Origin of the sequence: Aurantiacibacter xanthus, from assembly GCF_003584015.1 — a bacterium.
Lineage (GTDB): Bacteria > Pseudomonadota > Alphaproteobacteria > Sphingomonadales > Sphingomonadaceae > Alteraurantiacibacter > Alteraurantiacibacter xanthus.
Window position 1 is genome coordinate 1 of record NZ_QXFM01000100.1, and the last position, 18,022, is coordinate 18,022.

Annotated in this window: 16 protein-coding genes and 1 pseudogene; 6 read left to right on the forward strand and 11 right to left on the reverse strand. The window is 66.4% G+C overall.

Annotation, left to right across the window (positions count from 1 at the left end; all coding sequences use genetic code 11):
* A pseudogene (locus D2V17_RS10765) lies at positions 1–803 on the forward strand (chromosome segregation protein); the annotation flags it as partial.
* Between the two features lie 70 nt (positions 804–873).
* Entirely contained in the window at positions 874–1,581 is a 708-nt protein-coding gene (locus tag D2V17_RS10770; RefSeq protein ID WP_119593027.1) for an SAM-dependent methyltransferase, read from the forward strand.
* Between the two features lie 5 nt (positions 1,582–1,586).
* Here D2V17_RS10770 and D2V17_RS10775 read toward each other — a convergent pair whose 3' ends face one another.
* The 5 genes from D2V17_RS10775 to D2V17_RS10795 form a co-directional block, all read right to left on the reverse strand.
* Positions 1,587–2,258 carry a spermidine synthase gene (locus tag D2V17_RS10775; RefSeq protein WP_119592972.1) on the reverse strand — a complete coding sequence of 224 codons (672 nt, stop codon included), beginning with the start codon at positions 2,256–2,258 and terminating at the stop codon, positions 1,587–1,589.
* A gap of 75 nt (positions 2,259–2,333) precedes the next feature.
* The gene (gene ppk2, locus D2V17_RS10780; RefSeq protein WP_425453640.1) at positions 2,334–3,137 is read right to left on the reverse strand and encodes a polyphosphate kinase 2; all 804 of its coding nucleotides are present in this window, start codon (positions 3,135–3,137) and stop codon (positions 2,334–2,336) included.
* Positions 3,133–3,624, reverse strand: coding sequence for a redox-sensitive transcriptional activator SoxR (soxR, locus tag D2V17_RS10785; RefSeq protein ID WP_245978673.1), 492 nt, complete (start codon positions 3,622–3,624; stop codon positions 3,133–3,135). Before soxR ends, ppk2 begins: the two co-directional genes overlap by 5 nt.
* A gap of 231 nt (positions 3,625–3,855) precedes the next feature.
* Positions 3,856–5,244: a glutamate--cysteine ligase gene (locus tag D2V17_RS10790; RefSeq protein ID WP_119592974.1), complete on the reverse strand. Its 1,389-nt coding sequence runs from the start codon at positions 5,242–5,244 to the stop codon at positions 3,856–3,858.
* Positions 5,245–5,301: 57 nt separating this feature from the next.
* Positions 5,302–6,063, reverse strand: coding sequence for a 16S rRNA (uracil(1498)-N(3))-methyltransferase (locus D2V17_RS10795; RefSeq protein WP_119592975.1), 762 nt, complete (start codon positions 6,061–6,063; stop codon positions 5,302–5,304).
* A gap of 36 nt (positions 6,064–6,099) precedes the next feature.
* On the opposite strand from D2V17_RS10795, the gene ubiA reads away from it, so the two are divergent.
* Positions 6,100–7,026, forward strand: coding sequence for a 4-hydroxybenzoate octaprenyltransferase (gene ubiA / locus D2V17_RS10800; protein WP_119592976.1), 927 nt, complete (start codon positions 6,100–6,102; stop codon positions 7,024–7,026).
* Between the two features lie 128 nt (positions 7,027–7,154).
* Here ubiA and D2V17_RS10805 read toward each other — a convergent pair whose 3' ends face one another.
* The 5 genes from D2V17_RS10805 to D2V17_RS10825 form a co-directional block, all read right to left on the reverse strand.
* Positions 7,155–8,498 (reverse strand): methyltransferase family protein, encoded by a 1,344-nt coding sequence (locus D2V17_RS10805; RefSeq protein WP_119592977.1) that lies wholly within the window; start codon positions 8,496–8,498, stop codon positions 7,155–7,157.
* Between the two features lie 64 nt (positions 8,499–8,562).
* Positions 8,563–9,891, reverse strand: coding sequence for an outer membrane protein assembly factor BamB family protein (locus tag D2V17_RS10810; protein ID WP_119592978.1), 1,329 nt, complete (start codon positions 9,889–9,891; stop codon positions 8,563–8,565).
* Positions 9,888–10,664 (reverse strand): tetratricopeptide repeat protein, encoded by a 777-nt coding sequence (locus D2V17_RS10815; protein WP_119592979.1) that lies wholly within the window; start codon positions 10,662–10,664, stop codon positions 9,888–9,890. Before D2V17_RS10815 ends, D2V17_RS10810 begins: the two co-directional genes overlap by 4 nt.
* Positions 10,665–10,792: 128 nt before the next feature.
* On the reverse strand, positions 10,793–11,950 hold the full coding sequence (locus tag D2V17_RS10820) for a glycosyltransferase family 4 protein (protein ID WP_119592980.1): 1,158 nt from the start codon (positions 11,948–11,950) through the stop codon (positions 10,793–10,795).
* Entirely contained in the window at positions 11,947–12,861 is a 915-nt protein-coding gene (locus D2V17_RS10825) for an alpha/beta fold hydrolase (protein WP_342767841.1), read from the reverse strand. The genes D2V17_RS10820 and D2V17_RS10825 overlap by 4 nt, the downstream gene beginning before the upstream one ends.
* Positions 12,862–12,888: 27 nt before the next feature.
* Here D2V17_RS10825 and D2V17_RS10830 point away from each other — a divergent pair, with 27 nt between their 5' ends.
* The 3 genes from D2V17_RS10830 (at position 12,889) to rarD (ending at position 16,935) form a co-directional block, all read left to right on the forward strand.
* The gene (locus tag D2V17_RS10830) at positions 12,889–14,301 is read left to right on the forward strand and encodes a protein adenylyltransferase SelO family protein (protein ID WP_119593029.1); all 1,413 of its coding nucleotides are present in this window, start codon (positions 12,889–12,891) and stop codon (positions 14,299–14,301) included.
* Positions 14,302–14,365: 64 nt separating this feature from the next.
* Positions 14,366–15,784: a succinylglutamate-semialdehyde dehydrogenase gene (gene astD / locus D2V17_RS10835; protein WP_119592982.1), complete on the forward strand. Its 1,419-nt coding sequence runs from the start codon at positions 14,366–14,368 to the stop codon at positions 15,782–15,784.
* A gap of 245 nt (positions 15,785–16,029) precedes the next feature.
* Positions 16,030–16,935, forward strand: coding sequence for an EamA family transporter RarD (gene rarD / locus D2V17_RS10840; RefSeq protein WP_119592983.1), 906 nt, complete (start codon positions 16,030–16,032; stop codon positions 16,933–16,935).
* On the opposite strand, the gene pyrC is transcribed toward rarD, so the two are convergent.
* The gene (gene pyrC / locus D2V17_RS10845) at positions 16,932–17,969 is read right to left on the reverse strand and encodes a dihydroorotase (RefSeq protein ID WP_119592984.1); all 1,038 of its coding nucleotides are present in this window, start codon (positions 17,967–17,969) and stop codon (positions 16,932–16,934) included. The two genes, rarD and pyrC, sit on opposite strands and share 4 nt — an antisense overlap.
* Between the last annotated feature and the right edge of the window lie 53 nt (positions 17,970–18,022).

Below are 18,022 nucleotides of genomic sequence, written 5' to 3' on the forward strand. Positions count from 1 at the left end.
CCGCCGCGCGGGCCGAGAACGAGGAGAGCCGCCGCGAGGAAATGGCGCGCCAGTCGGGCGAGCGCTTCCAGTGCCCGCCGCCGCTGTTGACCGGCAAGTTCGGTTTCGAGCCCGAGGCCGTGCGCAATGCCACGCTCGAAACCGAGGAGATGGAGCGACTGGTGGCCAGCCGCGAGCGGATCGGCCCGGTCAACCTCGTCGCCGCCGACGAACTGGTGAGGATCGAGGCCGAGCACGGCACCAGCGCCGAGGAGCAGGCCGAACTCGCCGAGGCTGTGAACCGGTTGCGCGCCTCGATCGGCAACCTCAACCGCGAGGGCCGCGAGCGCCTGCGCGCCGCTTTCGAAGAGGTGAACGAGCACTTCCAGCGCCTGTTCACCCGGCTGTTCGAGGGCGGCAAAGCACACCTCGCGCTGATCGATTCGGACGACGTGCTGGAGGCGGGGCTGGAGATTTACGCCCAGCCGCCGGGCAAACGCCTGCAATCGCTCAGCCTGCTGTCAGGCGGCGAACAGGCCCTAACCGCAACGGCACTTATCTTCGGGTTATTCCTAACCAATCCGGCACCAATCTGCGTGCTCGATGAGGTCGACGCACCCCTGGACGATGCCAACATCGACCGCTTTTGCGACCTGCTCGTCTCGATGACGCAGGAAACCGCCACCCGCTATCTGATCGTGACCCACAATGCGGTGACGATGAGCCGGATGCACCGTCTGTTCGGCGTGACCATGGTGGAGCGCGGCGTGTCGCGGCTGGTCAGTGTCGATCTGGGCGAGGCGGAAAGGTTGGTGGCGGAGTAAGCGCCAGGCAATCGCCATGAGCGCGCAGATCGTCCTCGACCGCGCCCATCACCGACGTTACATTATCACAATGCCCAAAGACAACGCTTCCTCGCCTTCCACCTTCTTCACGCAGGAAATGGCCGAGGCCTACGATCAGCGCAACGCCGGGCTGACGCCGATTTCGGACTGCCTGCACTTCCTCACGCAGCTCACCCTTGCGCGGCTGCCCGATACCGCGCGCGTCCTGTGCGTGGGCGTGGGCACGGGGGCCGAAATGCTCTCGCTGGCCGGCAAGCGGCCCGGCTGGCAGTTCGTCGGTGTCGATCCCTCTGCCGAGATGCTCGCGGTGGCGCAGCAGCGGATCGAGCAAGCGGGTATCTCCGGGCGCTGTCAGCTCGTGCACGGCTATGTCGACGATGTGACCGAAGAGCAGTTCGACGCGGTGCTCAGCATGCTGGTGGCGCACTTCATCGCGAGCCACGACCGCCCCGCCTTCTACCGCGCCATCCATGATCGCCTGAGACCCGGTGGCACCTTTGTCAGCGCCGAAATCAGCGCCGATCTGGCTGCTCCTGAGTTCCCCTCAATGCTGGAAGACTGGAAACAGGTTCAGCGGCTGATGGGAGCAACCGAGGACTCTCTTGCCAAGCTGGACACCATGCTACGCGAAGTGCTCAGCGTGGTGTCACCCGAGAAGACCACAGCCTTGTGGCAGGACGCGGGCCTGTCGCTACCTGTCCCGTTCTTTCAGGCTTTCATGATCCGGGGCCGGCACGCTGTGCGCCCTGCGTCCTGACCCGCTTACTTCGCCGCAAACCAGATCACGTGCCGCGGCCCCTTGCCGTTGCTCCTTGCCCGCACGACCTGCTCCTCCACGTCAAACCGCGCCCGGCGCAGCCGCGCGGTGAAGGCCGGATCGGGCGCGGCGGACCAGATCGCCAGCACCCCTCCCGGCTTCAGCGCGCGCTTGGCAATCTGCAATCCCTCGCGTGAATAGAGCCGCTCATTCGCCTCGCGCACCAGCCCGTCGGGCCCATTGTCGACATCGAGCAGGATCGCATCGCAGCTCCCTGGACGAATGCCCGCGATGGCGTCGGCCACGTCGGCCATGTGCAGCACAACGCGCGGGTCGTCGAGACAGCCGGCGGTCAGCTCGGCCATCGGGCCTTTTGCCCAGGCGATGATCTCGGGCACCAGCTCGGCCACGGCCACCCGCGCATCCTTGCCCAGCACCTTCAGCGCCGCGCGCAAGGTAAAGCCCATGCCATAGCCGCCGATCAGCCACTGCTGGTTTGGCCGGCCCTTAAGCCGCTCGGCGGTGACGGTCGACAGCGCCTCTTCCGATCCCGACATGCGGCTGTTCATCAGCTCGTTGCGTTCGAGCTGGATCATGAAATCGGTGCCACGGCGCATCAGGCGCAGTTCGGCGCCGCCGGGGACTTGCGCGGTATCGAGGTGTTCGAGCGGGATCATCGCCCCGCCCTAGCCGCGCAACACGGCCTTTGGCCAGCAATTTGCCGGGGCGGAGGGCGCCCGAGCAGCGCAGCATCAGTCCTCGTCCGGCGGTGTCCAGTCGGGCAGCGGATCGATCACCGCGTAGGTCTCCACACTCGGCTTGCGGTCGAGCGCGGGCAGGTCGATCACCGGGCGCGGCACCCTGGATTCGGGAACACGGTCGATCAGATTGCGGATCAGCGTCAGGCGGCCCTGCTTCTGGTCGTTGAAATCGACCAGCGTCCACGGCGCGTTCGGACGATGCGTCGCCCGCAGCATGGCCTCGCGCGCCTCGGTATAGGCATCGTATTGCTCGCGGCTGGCGACGTCGATCGGCGACAGCTTCCAGCCCTTGAGCGGATCGTCGCGCCGCTCTGCAAAACGCTCCTCCTGCTTGGCCTGATCCGTCGTCAGCCAGTATTTGATGAGGATGATGCCATCGTCGGTCAGCAGCTTCTCGAAAGTCGGCGTGGCATGGAGGAAGGCCTCAACCTCGCCCTTGTCGGCAAAGCCCATTACCTGCTCGACCCCGGCGCGGTTGTACCACGAGCGGTCGAACAGAACGATCTCGCCCTTGGTCGGCAGATGCTCGATATAGCGCTGGAAATACCACTGCCCGGCCTCGCGCTCGGTCGGCTTGCCGAGCGCCACGGTGCGGACCTGCCGCGGGTTCAGGTGATGGCGAATGGCAGCAATCGCCCCGCCCTTGCCGGCGCTGTCGCGCCCCTCGAACACGACCACGATCCGCGCGCCGCTGTCGGCCACCCAGCGGGCCAGATCGACCAGCTCACGGCTCATCGCGTCAAGCGCTCGCTTGTAAACCTTCTTGTCCAGTTTGCTCAAACGAATGACCTTAATCGAGCACCATGCGCGGGCCTGCACCGGCCCGGCCCATCCGGTCACCCTTATTGATGAGCTGGCATTTGTCGAGGCTGAGGCAGCCGCAGCCGATGCAGTCATCGAGCTTGGCGCGGGTGCGGGTCAGCAGCCTGATCTTCTCGTCGATAGCGATACGCATCCGCTGCGACACTTGCCGCCAGTCAAGCGCGGAGGGGGTACGCCCCTTCGGCAGCGCGGCGAGTTGCTCCTCGATCTCGGTGAGCGAAAGGCCCAGTCTTTGGGCAAGAAGCACGAAACTGACGCGGCGGATATCCGAGCGCAAAAAGCGACGCTGGTTGCCATTGGTGCGGACCGAGCGGATCAGGCCCTTGTCCTCGTAAAAGCGCAGGGCCGAGACGGCGATCCCGGTGCGCGCGGCCAACTGGCCAATGGAGATGACGTCATCCTTGGTGACGCCTCTGTCCAGCCGCAAAGCCGGGGTCGGATCTCGTGCTGCAGTCGCCACCTGTGAAGGCTCCTTGCTTCAATCGCTATGCAGATGAGGTTAACTTCATCTACGAATCACAGCAAGGATCGTTTCTAAAGGTTATAAATCACTGAATATTATAATCTTAACACCCTTATACAGGATTTGACGCGCACAAGCGCGAATTTCCAAAGTGCGCGCCAGTCAACCGGACAGGGCGTGATATCCACCACTTTGATTCGGTCTTCGGCGGCGTTGCAGCGCAAACGATCAGAAGCTCTTGGCCTCATAGAGCCGGTTGATATCGCCGCCCCATTCGCCCGCGAATTTCTCCAGCAGCACTTCGGCCGGCACCTTCCCGCGCTTGACGATCTCGTGCAGCGGATCGAGGAAGCCGCTCTCGTTGTCGCCCATCGAGTTGCTGCGCCCACGCGCAACGAGGCCTGCATGGGCGATCTCAAGCACTTCGCCCGCCAGCTCGCGCAGGGTGCGTCCGCCTGGAACCGGAGCTGCCAGCCCCTGCGCCGGGACTGCGTCGCGCAGCGCCTCACGCTCTTCCATGGTCCAATGCTTGACCAGATCCCACGCCGCATCGAGCGCGGTCTGATCGTACAGCAAGCCGACCCACAGCGCAGGCAAGGCGCAGATCCGGTTCCACGGACCGCCATCGGCCCCGCGCATTTCGAGGAAGCTCTTGAGGCGCACCTCGGGGAAGGCCGTGCTGAGGTGATCCTGCCAGTCTGCCTCGGTCGGCAGTTCACCGGGAAGCGCGGGCAGTTCGCCCTTGAGGAAGTCGCGGAACGATTGCCCTGCCGCGTCGATATAGCGGCCATCGCGGAAGACGAAATACATCGGCACGTCGAGCATGTAGTCGACATAGCGTTCGTAGCCGAAGCCCTCGTCGAACACGAAGGGCAGCATGCCGGTGCGCTGCGGGTCGGTGTCGGTCCAGATGTGGCTGCGGTAGGAGAGGAAGCCGTTGGGCTTGCCCTCGGTGAAGGGCGAATTGGCGAACAGCGCGGTCGCGACCGGCTGCAAGGCAAGACCGGTGCGGAACTTCTGCACCATGTCGGCCTCGCTGGCATAGTCGAGGTTCACCTGAATGGTGCAGGTCCGCAGCATCATGTCGAGCCCGAGACTGCCCACGCGCGGCATGTGCCGCATCATGATCTCGTAGCGCTGCTTGGGCATGATCGGCAGTTCGGCGCGGGTCTTGTCGGGCCACATGCCGAGGCCGAGGAAACCGACCCCGAACTTCTCGCCCACCGCGCGGCACTGGTCGAGATGGCGACCGGTTTCGGCGCAGGTCTGGTGCAGGCTTTCGAGCGGTGCGCCCGACAGTTCGAGCTGGCCTGCCGGTTCGAGGCTGATCGTGCCGTCGGAGCCCGACATGGCGATGACATCGGGAGTGCCGTCGGGGCCTTCCTCGATCACCGGCTCCCAGCCGAATTCCTGCATGGCGAGGAGGATATCGCGGATACCGCCCGGCTCGTGATAGCTTGGGGCGGCCTTGTCGCTGCGGCGATAGACAAGCTTTTCATGCTCGGTCCCGATCCGCCATCGCGCGGCGGGCTTCTCGCCTGCCTGCATCGGCGCAATCAACTGAGCGCGGCTTTCGATCCGCGGCTCTTCCCCTCCAGAGGCCTTTCGCGTGCTCATGATCCGGCCCCTAGCGCAAAAGTCGCGCTGTGCCAGCGCTCAATTCAGTCCGCCCCATTATGTCCAATCCCCCGCAAGCCCCATGAACAGGGCACTGGCCGCAATCGCGGCGGTTTCGCCCCGCAGGATGCGCGGCCCGAGCGAGATGGGGCGTGTTTGCGACAAGGCAAGGACTGCCGCGCGTTCGGCATCGTCAAATCCGCCTTCGGGGCCGATCAGCAAGGCGGCGGGGCCTTTGTGCTGTGCGAAGGCGTCAGCGGCAGGCGGGCCGCCCGTTTCGTCGGCGAAGAACAGCGTGCGATCGCCGGGCCAGTCGCGCAGCAGCGCCTCGAGCTTCACCGGCGCGGCGAGTTCCGGCAGCGCGGTGCGCGCGCATTGCTCTGCGGCCTCGACGAGGATCGTGCGGGCGCGCTCGGGGTTGAGTTTATCGGCAACGCAGCGGCGCATCAGCACCGGCTGCACCCGCGCCGCGCCCAGCTCGCTGGCCTTTTCGAGCACCGTGTCGAACCGGTCCTTCTTGAGCAGCGCGGGGCAGAGCCAGAAGTCGGGCACCTGTTCGCGCGGGCGCAGCATTTGCTCGGCCACCAGCGTGACCTCGCGCTTGCCCGCTGCTTCGACCCGCGTGGCCCATTCGCCGGTTAGGTCGTCGCACAGGATCACGGCGTCACCCACATTCACGCGCATCACGCGCCCGAGATAGTGCGCCTGCGGTCCTTCGATTGTCACCTGCGCGCCCTCGCCCAGTTCCTGCGTGACGAACAGGCGGGGCGCGCTCTTGGGCGGCCATGCCGGGGTCTTGGGAGAATGCTGATCGGCCATTGTCTCTCCCTATAGGAAGGGTGTAGCGCGAGCGCCATGGCCGATGAAACCGTGACTGGCGACACCATCACCCCCGACAGCGAGCATCGCGGCCTTGTCGCGCTGCTGCCCGCCGCCGCGCGCGACTATGCGCTGCTGGCGCGGTTTGATCGGCCGATCGGCTGGTGGCTGCTCTACTGGCCCTGCGCCTGGGGCCTGCTGCTAACCGGCGCGCCGTGGCGGCTGCAATGGCCGCTGTTGCTGTGGACCCTGCTGGGCGCGATCGCGATGCGCGGGGCGGGCTGCGTCTACAACGACATCGTCGATGCCGACCTTGACCGACAAGTGGCGCGCACGGCCAGCCGCCCGGTGGCCTCGGGCCGGGTGAGCAAACGTGCGGCATGGGTGTGGTTGCTGACGCTGTGCGCGGCCGGTCTGGTGGTGCTGTTGCAACTGCGCTGGCAGGCGCAGCTCGTGGCGCTGGGCAGCCTGGCGCTGGTGGCGGCCTATCCGTTCATGAAGCGGATCACCGGCTGGCCGCAGGCGTGGCTGGGCCTTGTGTTCACCTGGGGCGCACCGACCGGCTGGGTCGCGCTGCGCAGCGACGGGCTGGAGGTGTTGGCCGCGCTCTATGCCGGGGCGATGCTGTGGTGCATCGGCTATGACACGATCTACGCCCTGCAAGACCGCGAGGACGACGCGCTGGTCGGCATTCGCAGCTCGGCGCTGACGCTGGGGAGCAAGGTCAAGGCGGGGGTGATCGGGTTCTATGCTGGCGCGGTGGCCTTGTGGGGCCTCGCCTTCTGGTTGCTGCGGCCCGACTGGGTGGCGCTGCTCGCGCTGGTGCCGGTGGCCGCGCATCTGGGCTGGCAGGCACTGAGCCTCGATCCGAAGGATGGCGCCAATCCGCTGGCGCGGTTTCGCTCGAACCGGTTTGCAGGGCTGCTCTTGGCGCTCGCCTGTTTTGTGGTGGGCAACGCTTAAGCACACCCGAACCCCACCACCCGTTCGCCCTGAGCTTGTCGAAGGGCTGATTTTTCTTGCTGAGTTGCGCAACGCTCAAAAGAACGAGGGCAATCCTTCGACAAGCTCAGGATGATCGGAGGTTTTGCTTACTCAGCCACACGCCGCGTCGGATTGAGCCGCCGGAACAGCCGCGTCAGCGCCGCAGTAATCAGGCCATGTTCGCTCATCCACGCATGGTATTCGCGATACTTCGCATCTTCGCCCAGCAAATGCGCCTCTTCGGTCTTCGCGCGCCAATAGTAAATCGCGCTCACCAGCCCGAGAAACACCGTGTTGCGCACCGCATCGACCAGCGAATTGCTCGTCACCAGAAACGGCAGCACCGACAACCACCAGAACGCATTTTTCGAAATGTACGCCGGATGGCGCGTGAAGCGGTAAGGCCCGTGAGTCAGCACGCCGCGATAGGTCAGGTTCGAGAAGCGAATGCCGAAAGCCACCGTCGCCCAGGCATAAACCGCTGTCAGGACAATCAGCCCGCAGGCCCAGACCCACAGCAGCGCCGTGTGCCCGGCAAACCAATGCCCCCAACCCGCCGTGTTGTACTCATACTGGATCGCGCCGCCCGCGCCCATGAAGCCATAGACGAACGGCGGATAGCACAGCAGCGCGGCGAGCCAGCCCGCCAGAAACGGATTGCCCGAACGGATATGCGCATCGAGCGGGCGCATCGTCAGCAGATAGCCCACGGTGCCGATCTGCACGTCGATCACGAACAGGAATTCGAACATCACGAGCCCGAAGGCCACCGGATCGCGCACGGCCTCGCCGAGATTGGCCTCGACCACGTGGGCAAAGCCGAACGGCAGGATCGAGATCATGAAAGCCGAGAAGAACCCCTTGATCGCCCAGGCGCGCCAGTGCTTCTTCACCTCGGCCATGTCGCAGGCCTCGCGCCCGATCAGCAGCGCGCCGAAGTGCCAGGAATGGTCCCGCGGATTGACCATCACCCGATCCAGCATCACCACATAGGGCACCGACAGGATAAACATCGGCACGATGGCGGCGCCGATCACCTCCATCGCGAAGACGTATTGCCCGTCCCAATACCAGCGGCCGAGAAAGTAGACGAAGCCGATCACCGCCCAGGTCGCCCACAAGCCAGCAAGCTTGGCGACCGAAATGTCGATGGTCTCTTCGAGCGGACGCTTGTTGGACCAGTCGATCCCGGTCGAGGGGCGGCGGTGAACCTTGTCGACCACGACCGACCATATGGCCATGGCAAGGCCCGTCAGCACCATCGTCAACAGCGCGGCGCTGGGGCCGGAAAGCGGGCCACGGTCCGCGCCAATGCCCACGATTGGCCCAATGGTGGGCCAAGCCCGCGCAATCAGGATACAGCCGACCAGCGTGACGAGGCCGACCAGCCCGACGCCTGTCGAGACATCACTGGCAGGCCGATGGGCGGGCGACGTGGCGACTGTGCTCATGCCGCCGCCATAGGCACAGGAGGGTTAACGGCGCGATAAATGCGCCTGCTCCCACCGTGCCCGATCAGCGGAAAGCGGTGATCCGGCCACTGTCGTCGAGGATATAGAGCGTCTGGTTGGCCACCACCGGCGGCAACGAGACACCTTCCTTCAGCTCGGTGAACAGCGTGTCTTCACCGCTCATCAGGTCTACCGTGCGCACTTCGCCCTGCGAACTGGCGATCCACAGCTTGTTGTTGGCGAGCACCGGACCGGTCCAGAAGATCGGGCCTTCGCGGTCCTTCGGCTTGCGCCAGCGGTCAAGCTGCTTGACCCAGCGGATGCGCCCGGTGTTGCGCTGAATGGCCAGAATGCGCGAGTCGTCGGTAAGGGTAAAGACCCATTCGCCGATCACACTGGGGGTGGAAATCCCCGCCAGTGTCAGTTCCCAGATGCGCTGGCCGGTGGTCAGTTCATAAGCCGCCATACGGCCGCCCTGTCCGAGCGCATAGACCCGGCCACTGTCAATGATCGGATCGGCATCGACGTCGGTCAGCGTGCCGACCTGGGTCGAGATCGAGGTGCGCGCCAGCGCGTCGGACCACAGGTTGCGGCCATTCTCATAACGATAGGCGATCAGCTCGCCCGACGAATAGCCCGCCACGACCGTGCCCTGCCCGGCTGCGGGAGCCGCCACGCCGAACACGCCAGCCTGCCCGGTCGCCGCCGAATCCTGCCACTCGACCTCGCCATTGGCGGCGGAAAGGGCAAAAATCTGGTTGTCCTGCGTCATCACGAAGACGGAATTGAACGCTACGGTCGGCGCGCCGCGCAGCGGGCCCGAGGGCTTCACGCGCCAGATTTCGGTGCCGTCGGCAGCGTTGAGGGCGACCACATCGCCCACCCCGTTGGTGGCGTAGATGCGACCGTTGTCATAGGCAGCACCGCCGCCGAAAGTCGCGTCCTGAAGATCGCCCGAGACACGGATCTGGTGCTCCCAGCGGCGCGCGCCGGTTTCCGCATCGAAGGCGTGAACCACGGCAGAGGTGTCGACGGCGAAGACCATGCCATTGGCCACCACTGGAGCAGCGGCAAGGCGGCGGGTCTTGGTGCTGCCGGCGATGGCGGCTGTCCAAGCGCGGGCGGGATTGGCCGCCAGTGCGAGGTGGCCCGGCACCTTGGCCGCGTTGCCACCGGCCTGCGGCCAGCTGTCATTTACCCGTGCGGGCGGCACGATCACCGCGGTCGAGGCGAGGGTCGGATCGGCCTCAATCGTGGTGGCGATGCGCGAAAGGATCGGAGTGCGATCGCCGCGCGTGGGCGTGCGCGGCTCTTCCTTGCCGCTGAACATCCCGCATCCGGCCAGAGCCAGTGCGAACATCGGGGCGGCGATCAGTGCGACTTTACGGTTCATTGGGCACCTCCGGCCTGCGCGCCCTGCGGCGTGCCGAGTTCCTCCAGCATCGCATCCACATCATCAACCGCATCGTGGCCAAGCAGGCCGGCAAGCTGACGGGTGCGCGAGCGCAGGCTTTCGGGCACGTCCTCGTTCTTGGCGATGGCGACGAGCAGCGGCCCGGCCTGATCCGGCTTGTTCTGCGCGAGGTAGGCAAAGGCGACCAGTTCTCCGGCGCTACCGAACCACGGGCTTTCCGCCGTGGCGAGCGGGCCGAGCTGGTCAATCACCGCCTGCGACTCCATATTGTCGAAGTTCGCCGACACCATCCGCACCTTGGCCAGATCGCGCACTTCCTGCGGCAGCGAGCTATCGTTGGCGACCTGACCATACAGCCCGACGGCCTCCTCGGTCTTGTTCTGGCCGAGCGCGATCCCGGCCTGCAACAGCCGCGCCATGCCCGCGCTGCCCTTGCCACCAGCGGCGGCAATCGCGGCGAGCTTCTCGTTGGCGGCATCGGCGTTGCCCGCTTCCAGCTCGTCGAGCGCGGTAATCAGCTGCTCGGAGCTTTCCTCCAGCTTGCTTTCCTGCTGGCCCGACCAGATCAGCCAGCCGCCGAAAGCGGCCAGCACCAGCACCACGGCCACGCCGATCGGCAGGCCGAACCTTTTCACGAAAGTGGCGACTTCGTCCTGCCGGACGGCCTCGTCCACTTCACGCATGAAGACATCGTCGCTCGCGCTCTTGCGGTCGTTGGGCGAACGGGGTGTATCGGTCGGAGTGCTGGCCACGGGTCTGTTCGATCTGTCCTGGTTCAGGCGGATAAGCCGCGCTCTTTAGGGGGGCAGCCGGGAACTGGCAATAACTGTGTCGGTGCTGTGCCCAGCTGGCCACCTGCGGGTGAACCGCCGATGAAGACCTAATCCGCCGCCGCGTCCGGGCGCGCGAAAGCGTTGCGGTCCATCAGCCCCCAGTACAGCGCGCGGTATCGCTCGATCATGCGCATCTCGTCGAACTCGGCACGGGCCTTGTCGCGGTTGGCCTGCCCGATCCGCTTGCGCGCGGCGGGATCGCGGGCAAGGCTGTCGAGCGTCTTGGTCAGCGCCTCCTGATCGCCCGCCTCGACCAGCAGCGGGCCATTGTCCGACGCCACCATCGCGCCGATATCGCCCACGCGCGGCGCGACGGCGGGCAAGCCTGCCGCCATCGCCTCGATCAGCGAGATCGGCTGCTGCTCCGACTGCGAGGACAGCGCGAAAATATCGAACAGCCCGACCAGCTTCTGCGGCTCGGCAACGAAGCCGGGCAGGTGCACGCGGTCTTCCACGCCAAGGCTTTCGGCGAGCGCCAGCAGGCTCTCACGCTCCGGCCCCTCACCCGCGATCACCAGCTGCCACTCGGGAGGAACATAGGTCATCGCACGGATCAGCATGTCGAGCTGCTTGACCTTGCGCAGGCCCGCAAGGGTGCCGATCCAGAACTCATCCTTGTGCTTGACCAGCCGGGGCAGGATGTCGCGCTTGGGGGGCGCGGCAAATGCGCGGGTGTCGATGCCGTTGGCGATCCGCTGCACGCGGCTGCGCGGCTGTTGCCACACGTCGAGCGCAATCGCCTCCAGCGTGTTGGAGGGCACCACCAGCGCCGCCGTGCGCCCCAGCGCGATGCGGCGGTAGAAGTTGCGCCGCCACTTGAGGCCGCCCGCTTCGTCTTCGTTGAAGCCGTCCTCGTGGTGGACCAGCGGAGGCAGCTTGAACATGTCGGCAAACAGCGTGTGCGCCATCACCGCGTCGATCGCGCCCCAGTTGTAGGTGCAGATGAGATCGTAGCCGGCCATGGCCTCGGCGATCTTCTTGAACCGTCCGGGCGTCGGTTTGCCGGTGAGCGAGGGGAACTTCGGCCAGCTGACCTTCGCCGCCTTGCCCAGCAGCGATGCCGCCCCGCGCCGTGCGGGATCGCCCGAGACCACGGCGTGCTCGGCGGCCTTGCCCCAATGGTTGATGAGGCGCACGCAGCGCACTTCCTTGCCCCCGGCGTCGAAGGTGGAGTGCAGGTGCAGAATGCGCGGAGCCTTGCTCATGCCGCCAGCACCCGACCCAGCAGGCGCGCGATGGCAGCCTGCGCTTCAGGCTCGGCCAGCGTCGGGGCATGCCCCACGCGCGGCACGGTCACGCAGTCGAACCCGGCCAGCCGCGTGCCCATCGCGGCAAAGGTCACGGGCGAGAACAGGTCCGACAGCTCGCCGCGCAACACCAGCCCTGGCCTGCCGCCCAGCGCCTCGAAGGCGGGCCACAGATCCACCGCCTCAGCCGCCGCAGGATCGGAGAATGGCTCGGCGATCTTCATGTCGTAATCATAGGCGATGCGGCCGTTGTTGCCGACGCACATCAGCCGCTTGGCCAGCGCCAGCCAGTCCTCGATCGCATAGTCGGGATAGATCGCCTGCGAGCTGTCGCGCAGCGCGCGGGCGGCGTGCATCCAGGTCGGGAAACTGCGCCCGTGCCCCACGTGGTCGCGGATACGCTCCAGCCCCTCGCTCTCGATCACCGGGCCGATATCGTTGAGCACCACGCCCGCGAACAGATCGGGGCGTTGCAGCGCGATCAGCGTGGTCACGATCCCGCCGAGTGAGGTGCCGATGGCGACCACCTTGTCGAGCTTCAGCTCATCGACCAGCGCCAGCACATCGGCCACGTAAGTGAGCGGGACATAGCTGTCCGATTCCTTGGCATAGTCGCTCTCGCCGCGCCCGCGAAAATCGAGCGCCAGCACACGCCACTGGCCCGCGAAGGCCTCGGCCACCGGTTCGAAATCGCGCGCATTGCGGGTGAGGCCGGGCAGGCACAGGATCGCCGGACGGTCCGCTGCGCCCGCATAGTCGCGCGCGTGGAGCTTCAGCCCCTCGCTGCTCTCCCAAAAGAAGTCCGCATATTCGCTGGTCGCCATGGCGCGCGCTGCCACCCTTGTCTTTACGTGGGCCGGTTGCGCCACGGCGCTTCGATGGCCACTTATGCGCATATGCGTCAAGCCCTTGCAGCAGCCCCCTATCGCCCCGACCCGCAGATCGACGGAGTCGCCGACTTCCTCGCCGACCCGGTGGAGGCGGCAAAGTTCCCCACCGCGACCCTGCGCTTCCGCAACCATCGGCACGAGAGCACGGTGGGCCTCGACAGCCTCTCAGACGACCAGTGGATCGCCCATTTCGGCCATTTCGAGCCGTTGCCCGATAACCTCCCCCAGCCGCTCGCGCTGCGCTATCACGGCCACCAGTTCCGCACCTACAACCCCGAGATCGGCGACGGACGCGGGTTCCTGTTCGCCCAGTTGCGCGACGGCGCGGGCCGCCTGCTTGACCTTGGCACCAAAGGCAGCGGGCAGACCCCGTGGAGCCGCTCGGGCGACGGACGCCTGACACTGAAGGGCGCCTTGCGCGAAATCCTCGCCACCGAAATGCTCGAAGCGCTGGGCGTCAACACCAGCAAGACCTTTTCGGTGATCGAAACCGGCGAGAGCCTGTGGCGTGGCGACGAGCCCAGCCCCACCCGCTCGGCGGTGATGGTGCGATTGTCGCACTCGCATATCCGCATCGGCAGCTTCCAGCGGTTGCTGGTGCTGGAGGAGCACGCGCACCTCGCGCGGCTGGTCGACTATTGCCTGGCGCAGTTTCCCGGCCCGCTTCCGCCTGAGGATGCGCCCGGCCGCGACAATCCGGCGGTAATCCTCGTCCATCAGGCCGCCGAGCGCCTCGCCGATCTTGCCGCCAGCTACATGGTCGCAGGCTTCGTCCACGGCGTGCTCAACACCGACAATATCAACCTCACAGGCGAGAGCTTCGACTACGGCCCCTGGCGCTTCCTGCCCAAGTGGGAGCCGCAGTTCACCGCCGCCTATTTCGATCATCAGGGGCTCTATGCCTTCGGTCGCCAACCCGAGGCGATCCGCTGGAACCTCGCGCAGCTCGCCATCGCGCTGCGCCCGCTGGCCGACAGCGATGCGCTGCTCGCCGCGCTCAACCGCTTCGGCCCGCTCTACGAGACAGCGATGCTGCGCCGGTTCTGCTGGCGGCTGGGCGTCGAGAGTATCGACCCGGCATCCGACGGCGCGCTCGTCGGCGCGGCGGAAGTGACGATGCGCGAAGGCGAGATCGGACCGGATCTGTTTTTCCACCGCCATCGCGGCGGGCGCGACGCCGAAGGCCCACTGGCTCAGGCGCTGGGCAACCGCCCCGCCCTGCCCGGCGCATCCGACTACTGGGACCGCCCCGACCCCGAATCGATGCTGATCGAGGAAGTCGAGGCGATCTGGGACGCCATCGCCCAAAACGACGACTGGCAGCCGCTGGCCGACAAGCTGGCGCGGGTGCGGGCCCTGGGCGATGCCCTCGGCGATGCGCCCTCTCCGCAAGGCCATTTGCCGAGCCAGCCCGCGTGACTTTGCGTGTTGGCACATGAGGCCTTAAGGAACAGATGAAACCAAGCCCGAAGGAACCGAAACCTTGTCCGACGCGCCGCACCTGATTTCCTATGAACCGGCCACCGGGGCCGAACTGTGGCGCGGTGCGCACGGCAATGTCGACGAACTTGTCGCCCGCGCGCGCAAGGCCTGGCCGGAATGGGCCGCACAGCCGCTCGCCACCCGGATCGAGCGGATACGCCGCTTCGCCAACGAGGTGCGCAAGGAGCAGGAAGAGTTCGCCGAGCTGATCGCGCGCGAAACCGGCAAGCCGCTGTGGGAAGCGCGCACCGAGGTCGAGGCGGTGATCGGCAAGGTCGAAATCTCGGTCCGCGCCTATGCCGAGCGGACCGGCCAGCGCAAACTCGACAGCGCGCTGCAAGGCTCGGCTGCGCTGCGCCACAAGCCGCATGGGGTGATGGCCGTGCTCGGGCCCTACAACTTCCCCGCGCACTTGCCCAATGGCCATATCATCCCCGCGCTGATCGCGGGCAATGCGGTGATCCTCAAGCCGAGCGAGAAGACGCCCGCCGTCGGCGAGAAACTGCTGTCGTTCTTCGTGCGCGCGGGCGTGCCGCAGGATCTGGTGCAGCTGCTGATCGGCGGGCCGGAAGAAGGCAAGGCGCTGGTCGCCCATCCCGATGTCGATGGCGTGCTGTTCACCGGCTCGGCGCAGGTCGGCATCGCCATCAACCGCAAGCTGGCGACCGAGCCGGGCAAGATCGTCGCACTCGAAATGGGCGGCAACAATCCGCTGGTGGTGTGGGACACGCCCAAGATCGACGACGTCGCCGCGCTGATCGTGCAGAGCGCCTTCACCACCGCCGGCCAGCGCTGCACCGCCGCGCGGCGGCTGATCGTGAAAAGCTCGATGTACGACGACGTGATCGGCGCGGTGAAGGCCCTGACCGACCGGATCGTGATCGGCGCCCCGTTCGACGATCCGCAGCCGTTCATGGGCCCGGTGATCGACATGCACACCGCCGACCAGCTGACCGAGAGCTTCCTCTACCTGATTTCGAACGGCGGCAAGGCGATCTCGCATATGCGCCGCCCGCGCGAAGGCCTGCCCTTCGTGACCCCGGCGCTGGTCGACGTGACCGGCATGGCCGAGCGCCCCGATGTCGAGCTGTTCGGTCCGCTGCTTCAGGTGGTGCGGGTCGACGATTTCGACGCCGCGATTGCCGAGGCGAACAACACGCGGTTCGGCCTTTCCGCCTCGCTGGTGGGCGGCGATCCGGCGCAGTACAACCGCTTCTGGGCCAATATTCGCGCAGGGATCGTTAACTGGAACCGGCCCACCAACGGGGCCTCGTCCGCCGCACCGTTCGGCGGGGTCGGCTTTTCGGGCAATCACCGCCCGGCCGCCTTCTATGCCGCCGACTATTGCGCCTACCCCGTCACCAGCACCGAGATGGAGCAGCCGCGCGCGAGCGTGGGCGTGGGGTTTCGCGAAAGCTGAGCAAGCGAGGCTATCAGGGCGCTCGCGGGCATTCCTGAGCTGCGAGCGCCCCGGCGATGCCTTCCGCAGTCCGACCTGGAAGGCCCGCTGGCGCACCGCGAGACAGGGGAACACGCGGCGCGCCATAAGCAATCGAGGCAAGGTTGCATCTCGATTCGCAACTCATCTAGCTCAGTCTGGCTGAACCGGCGGCAACGGCCTCGCAAGCTTGCCGGAAGCCAGCCTTGAGCCTACCGCCTTGGCCAATGACCCAGGCTACCCTCAGCAGCAGACGCGCCCTCGCCTTCGCCCTTGGCGCTCACGTGATCTGGGGCTCGATGCCGGTCTACCTGCTGCTCGTCCACGAGGTGCCGGTATTCGAATATGTCGCCTGGCGCACGCTGTTCACGCTGCCGCTGTGCCTGGCGGTGATCGTCTTTCGTGGCAGCATGGGCGAACTGGGTGCGGTGCTGCGCAATCGGCGCGCCATATTGACGCTGGCGGCGAGCGCCGGGCTGATCGCGGTCAACTGGTGCCTCTATGTCTGGGCGATCAAGACCGACCACGTCTATGCCGCCAGCCTTGGCTACTACATCCTGCCGCTGACCATGATGCTGCTGGGGCTGGTGTTCCTCGGCGAGAGGCTGACCCGGCGGCAATGGGCCGCAGTGGCGCTGGCAGGGGTCGGGGTCGCGGCGCTGGCTGCGGGCGCGATGACCACGCTGTGGGTGAGCCTTACCCTCGCCCTCAGCTTCGGCACCTATGGCCTGCTACGCAAGACCGTGGCGGCAGGCCCCTTGGTGGGGCTCGCCGTCGAATCGATGGTGCTGGCGCCATTCGCCATCGGCTTTCTCGGCTGGAGCGCGAACATGGGTCCGGGCCTCGCGATCGGCCGCGACGCGCTGGAAACCTTCGGCATCGTGATGGGCGGCCCGATGACTGCCGTGCCGCTGCTGATGTTCGCCGCCGCCGCGCGGGCCATGCCCTTCACGGTGATGGGCTTCCTGCAATTCCTCTCGCCGACCGTGGTGTTCCTGATCGGCCTGCTGGTGTTCGGTGAAGACCTGCACCCGGCGCAACTGGCGAGCTTCGTGGCGATCTGGGCGGCAGCGGCGGTGTTCACCTGGGATCTGGTCCGCTCCTCGCACCGCGCCGCGGTGCGCCCGCTTTAGTCGGCGAGCTTCCAGCCGAGCGTCTCGCCCGCATGGAATGGCACATAGTGCGTGCCCGCGAGTTCGAGCGTGTCGGGCACCTGCTGCTCTTCGCGAACCAGCGTCACCGTCTCCTCGCTTACCGGCAGGCCATAGAAGGCTGGGCCGTTGCGGCTGGCGAAGCCCTCGAACGCATCGAGCGCATCTTCCTCGTCGAACACCGTGACATAGCTTTCGAGCGCATAGGGCGCGTTGAAGATGCCCGCGCAGCCGCAAGCACTTTCCTTCGCCTCGCGCGCATGCGGCGCACTGTCGGTGCCGAGGAAGACCCGCGCGTTGCCCGATGTGGCAAGACGGCGCAGGCTCAGCCGATGATGCTCGCGCTTGGCGACGGGCAGGCAATAGGCGTGCGGCCTGATCCCGCCCACCAGCATGGCATTGCGGTTAATGTGCAGATGCTGCGGCGTGATCGTGGCGGCGACATTGGGGCCTGATTCGGCGACAAAGTCGGCGGCCTCCTCGGTGGTGATATGCTCGAACACCACCTTCAGCTCGGGCAGATCGCGCACCAGCGGCGCGAGCGTGCGCTCGATGAACACCGCCTCGCGGTCAAAGATGTCGATCTCGGCATGGGTCACCTCGCCATGAACGCAGAACACCATCCCGATCTCGGCCATGGTTTCGAGCACCTTGCGGACATTGGCGAGGTCGGTCACGCCAGAGGCCGAGTTGGTGGTCGCCCCGGCGGGATAGAGCTTCGCGGCGGTGAACACCCCGGCTTCGAACCCGGCGCGGATATCGGCGGGGTCGGTCGCGTCGGTGAGGTAGGCGGTCATCAGCGGGGTGAACGCCGAGCCCTCAGGCAGAGCCGCGACAATCCGGTCGCGATAGGCGGCGGCGGCGGCGCTGGTCGTCACCGGGGGCACGAGGTTGGGCATGACGATCGCCCGGCCGAACTGGCGCGCGGTGTAGGGCAGCACGCCCTCCATCACCGCGCCATCGCGCAGGTGCAGGTGCCAATCGTCGGGACGGGGGATCGTGAGCGTGTCGGTCATGCGCGCGCTCTGCCACAGGGCGGACCGGACGAACAGCCCTCCCGCTTGCGCGG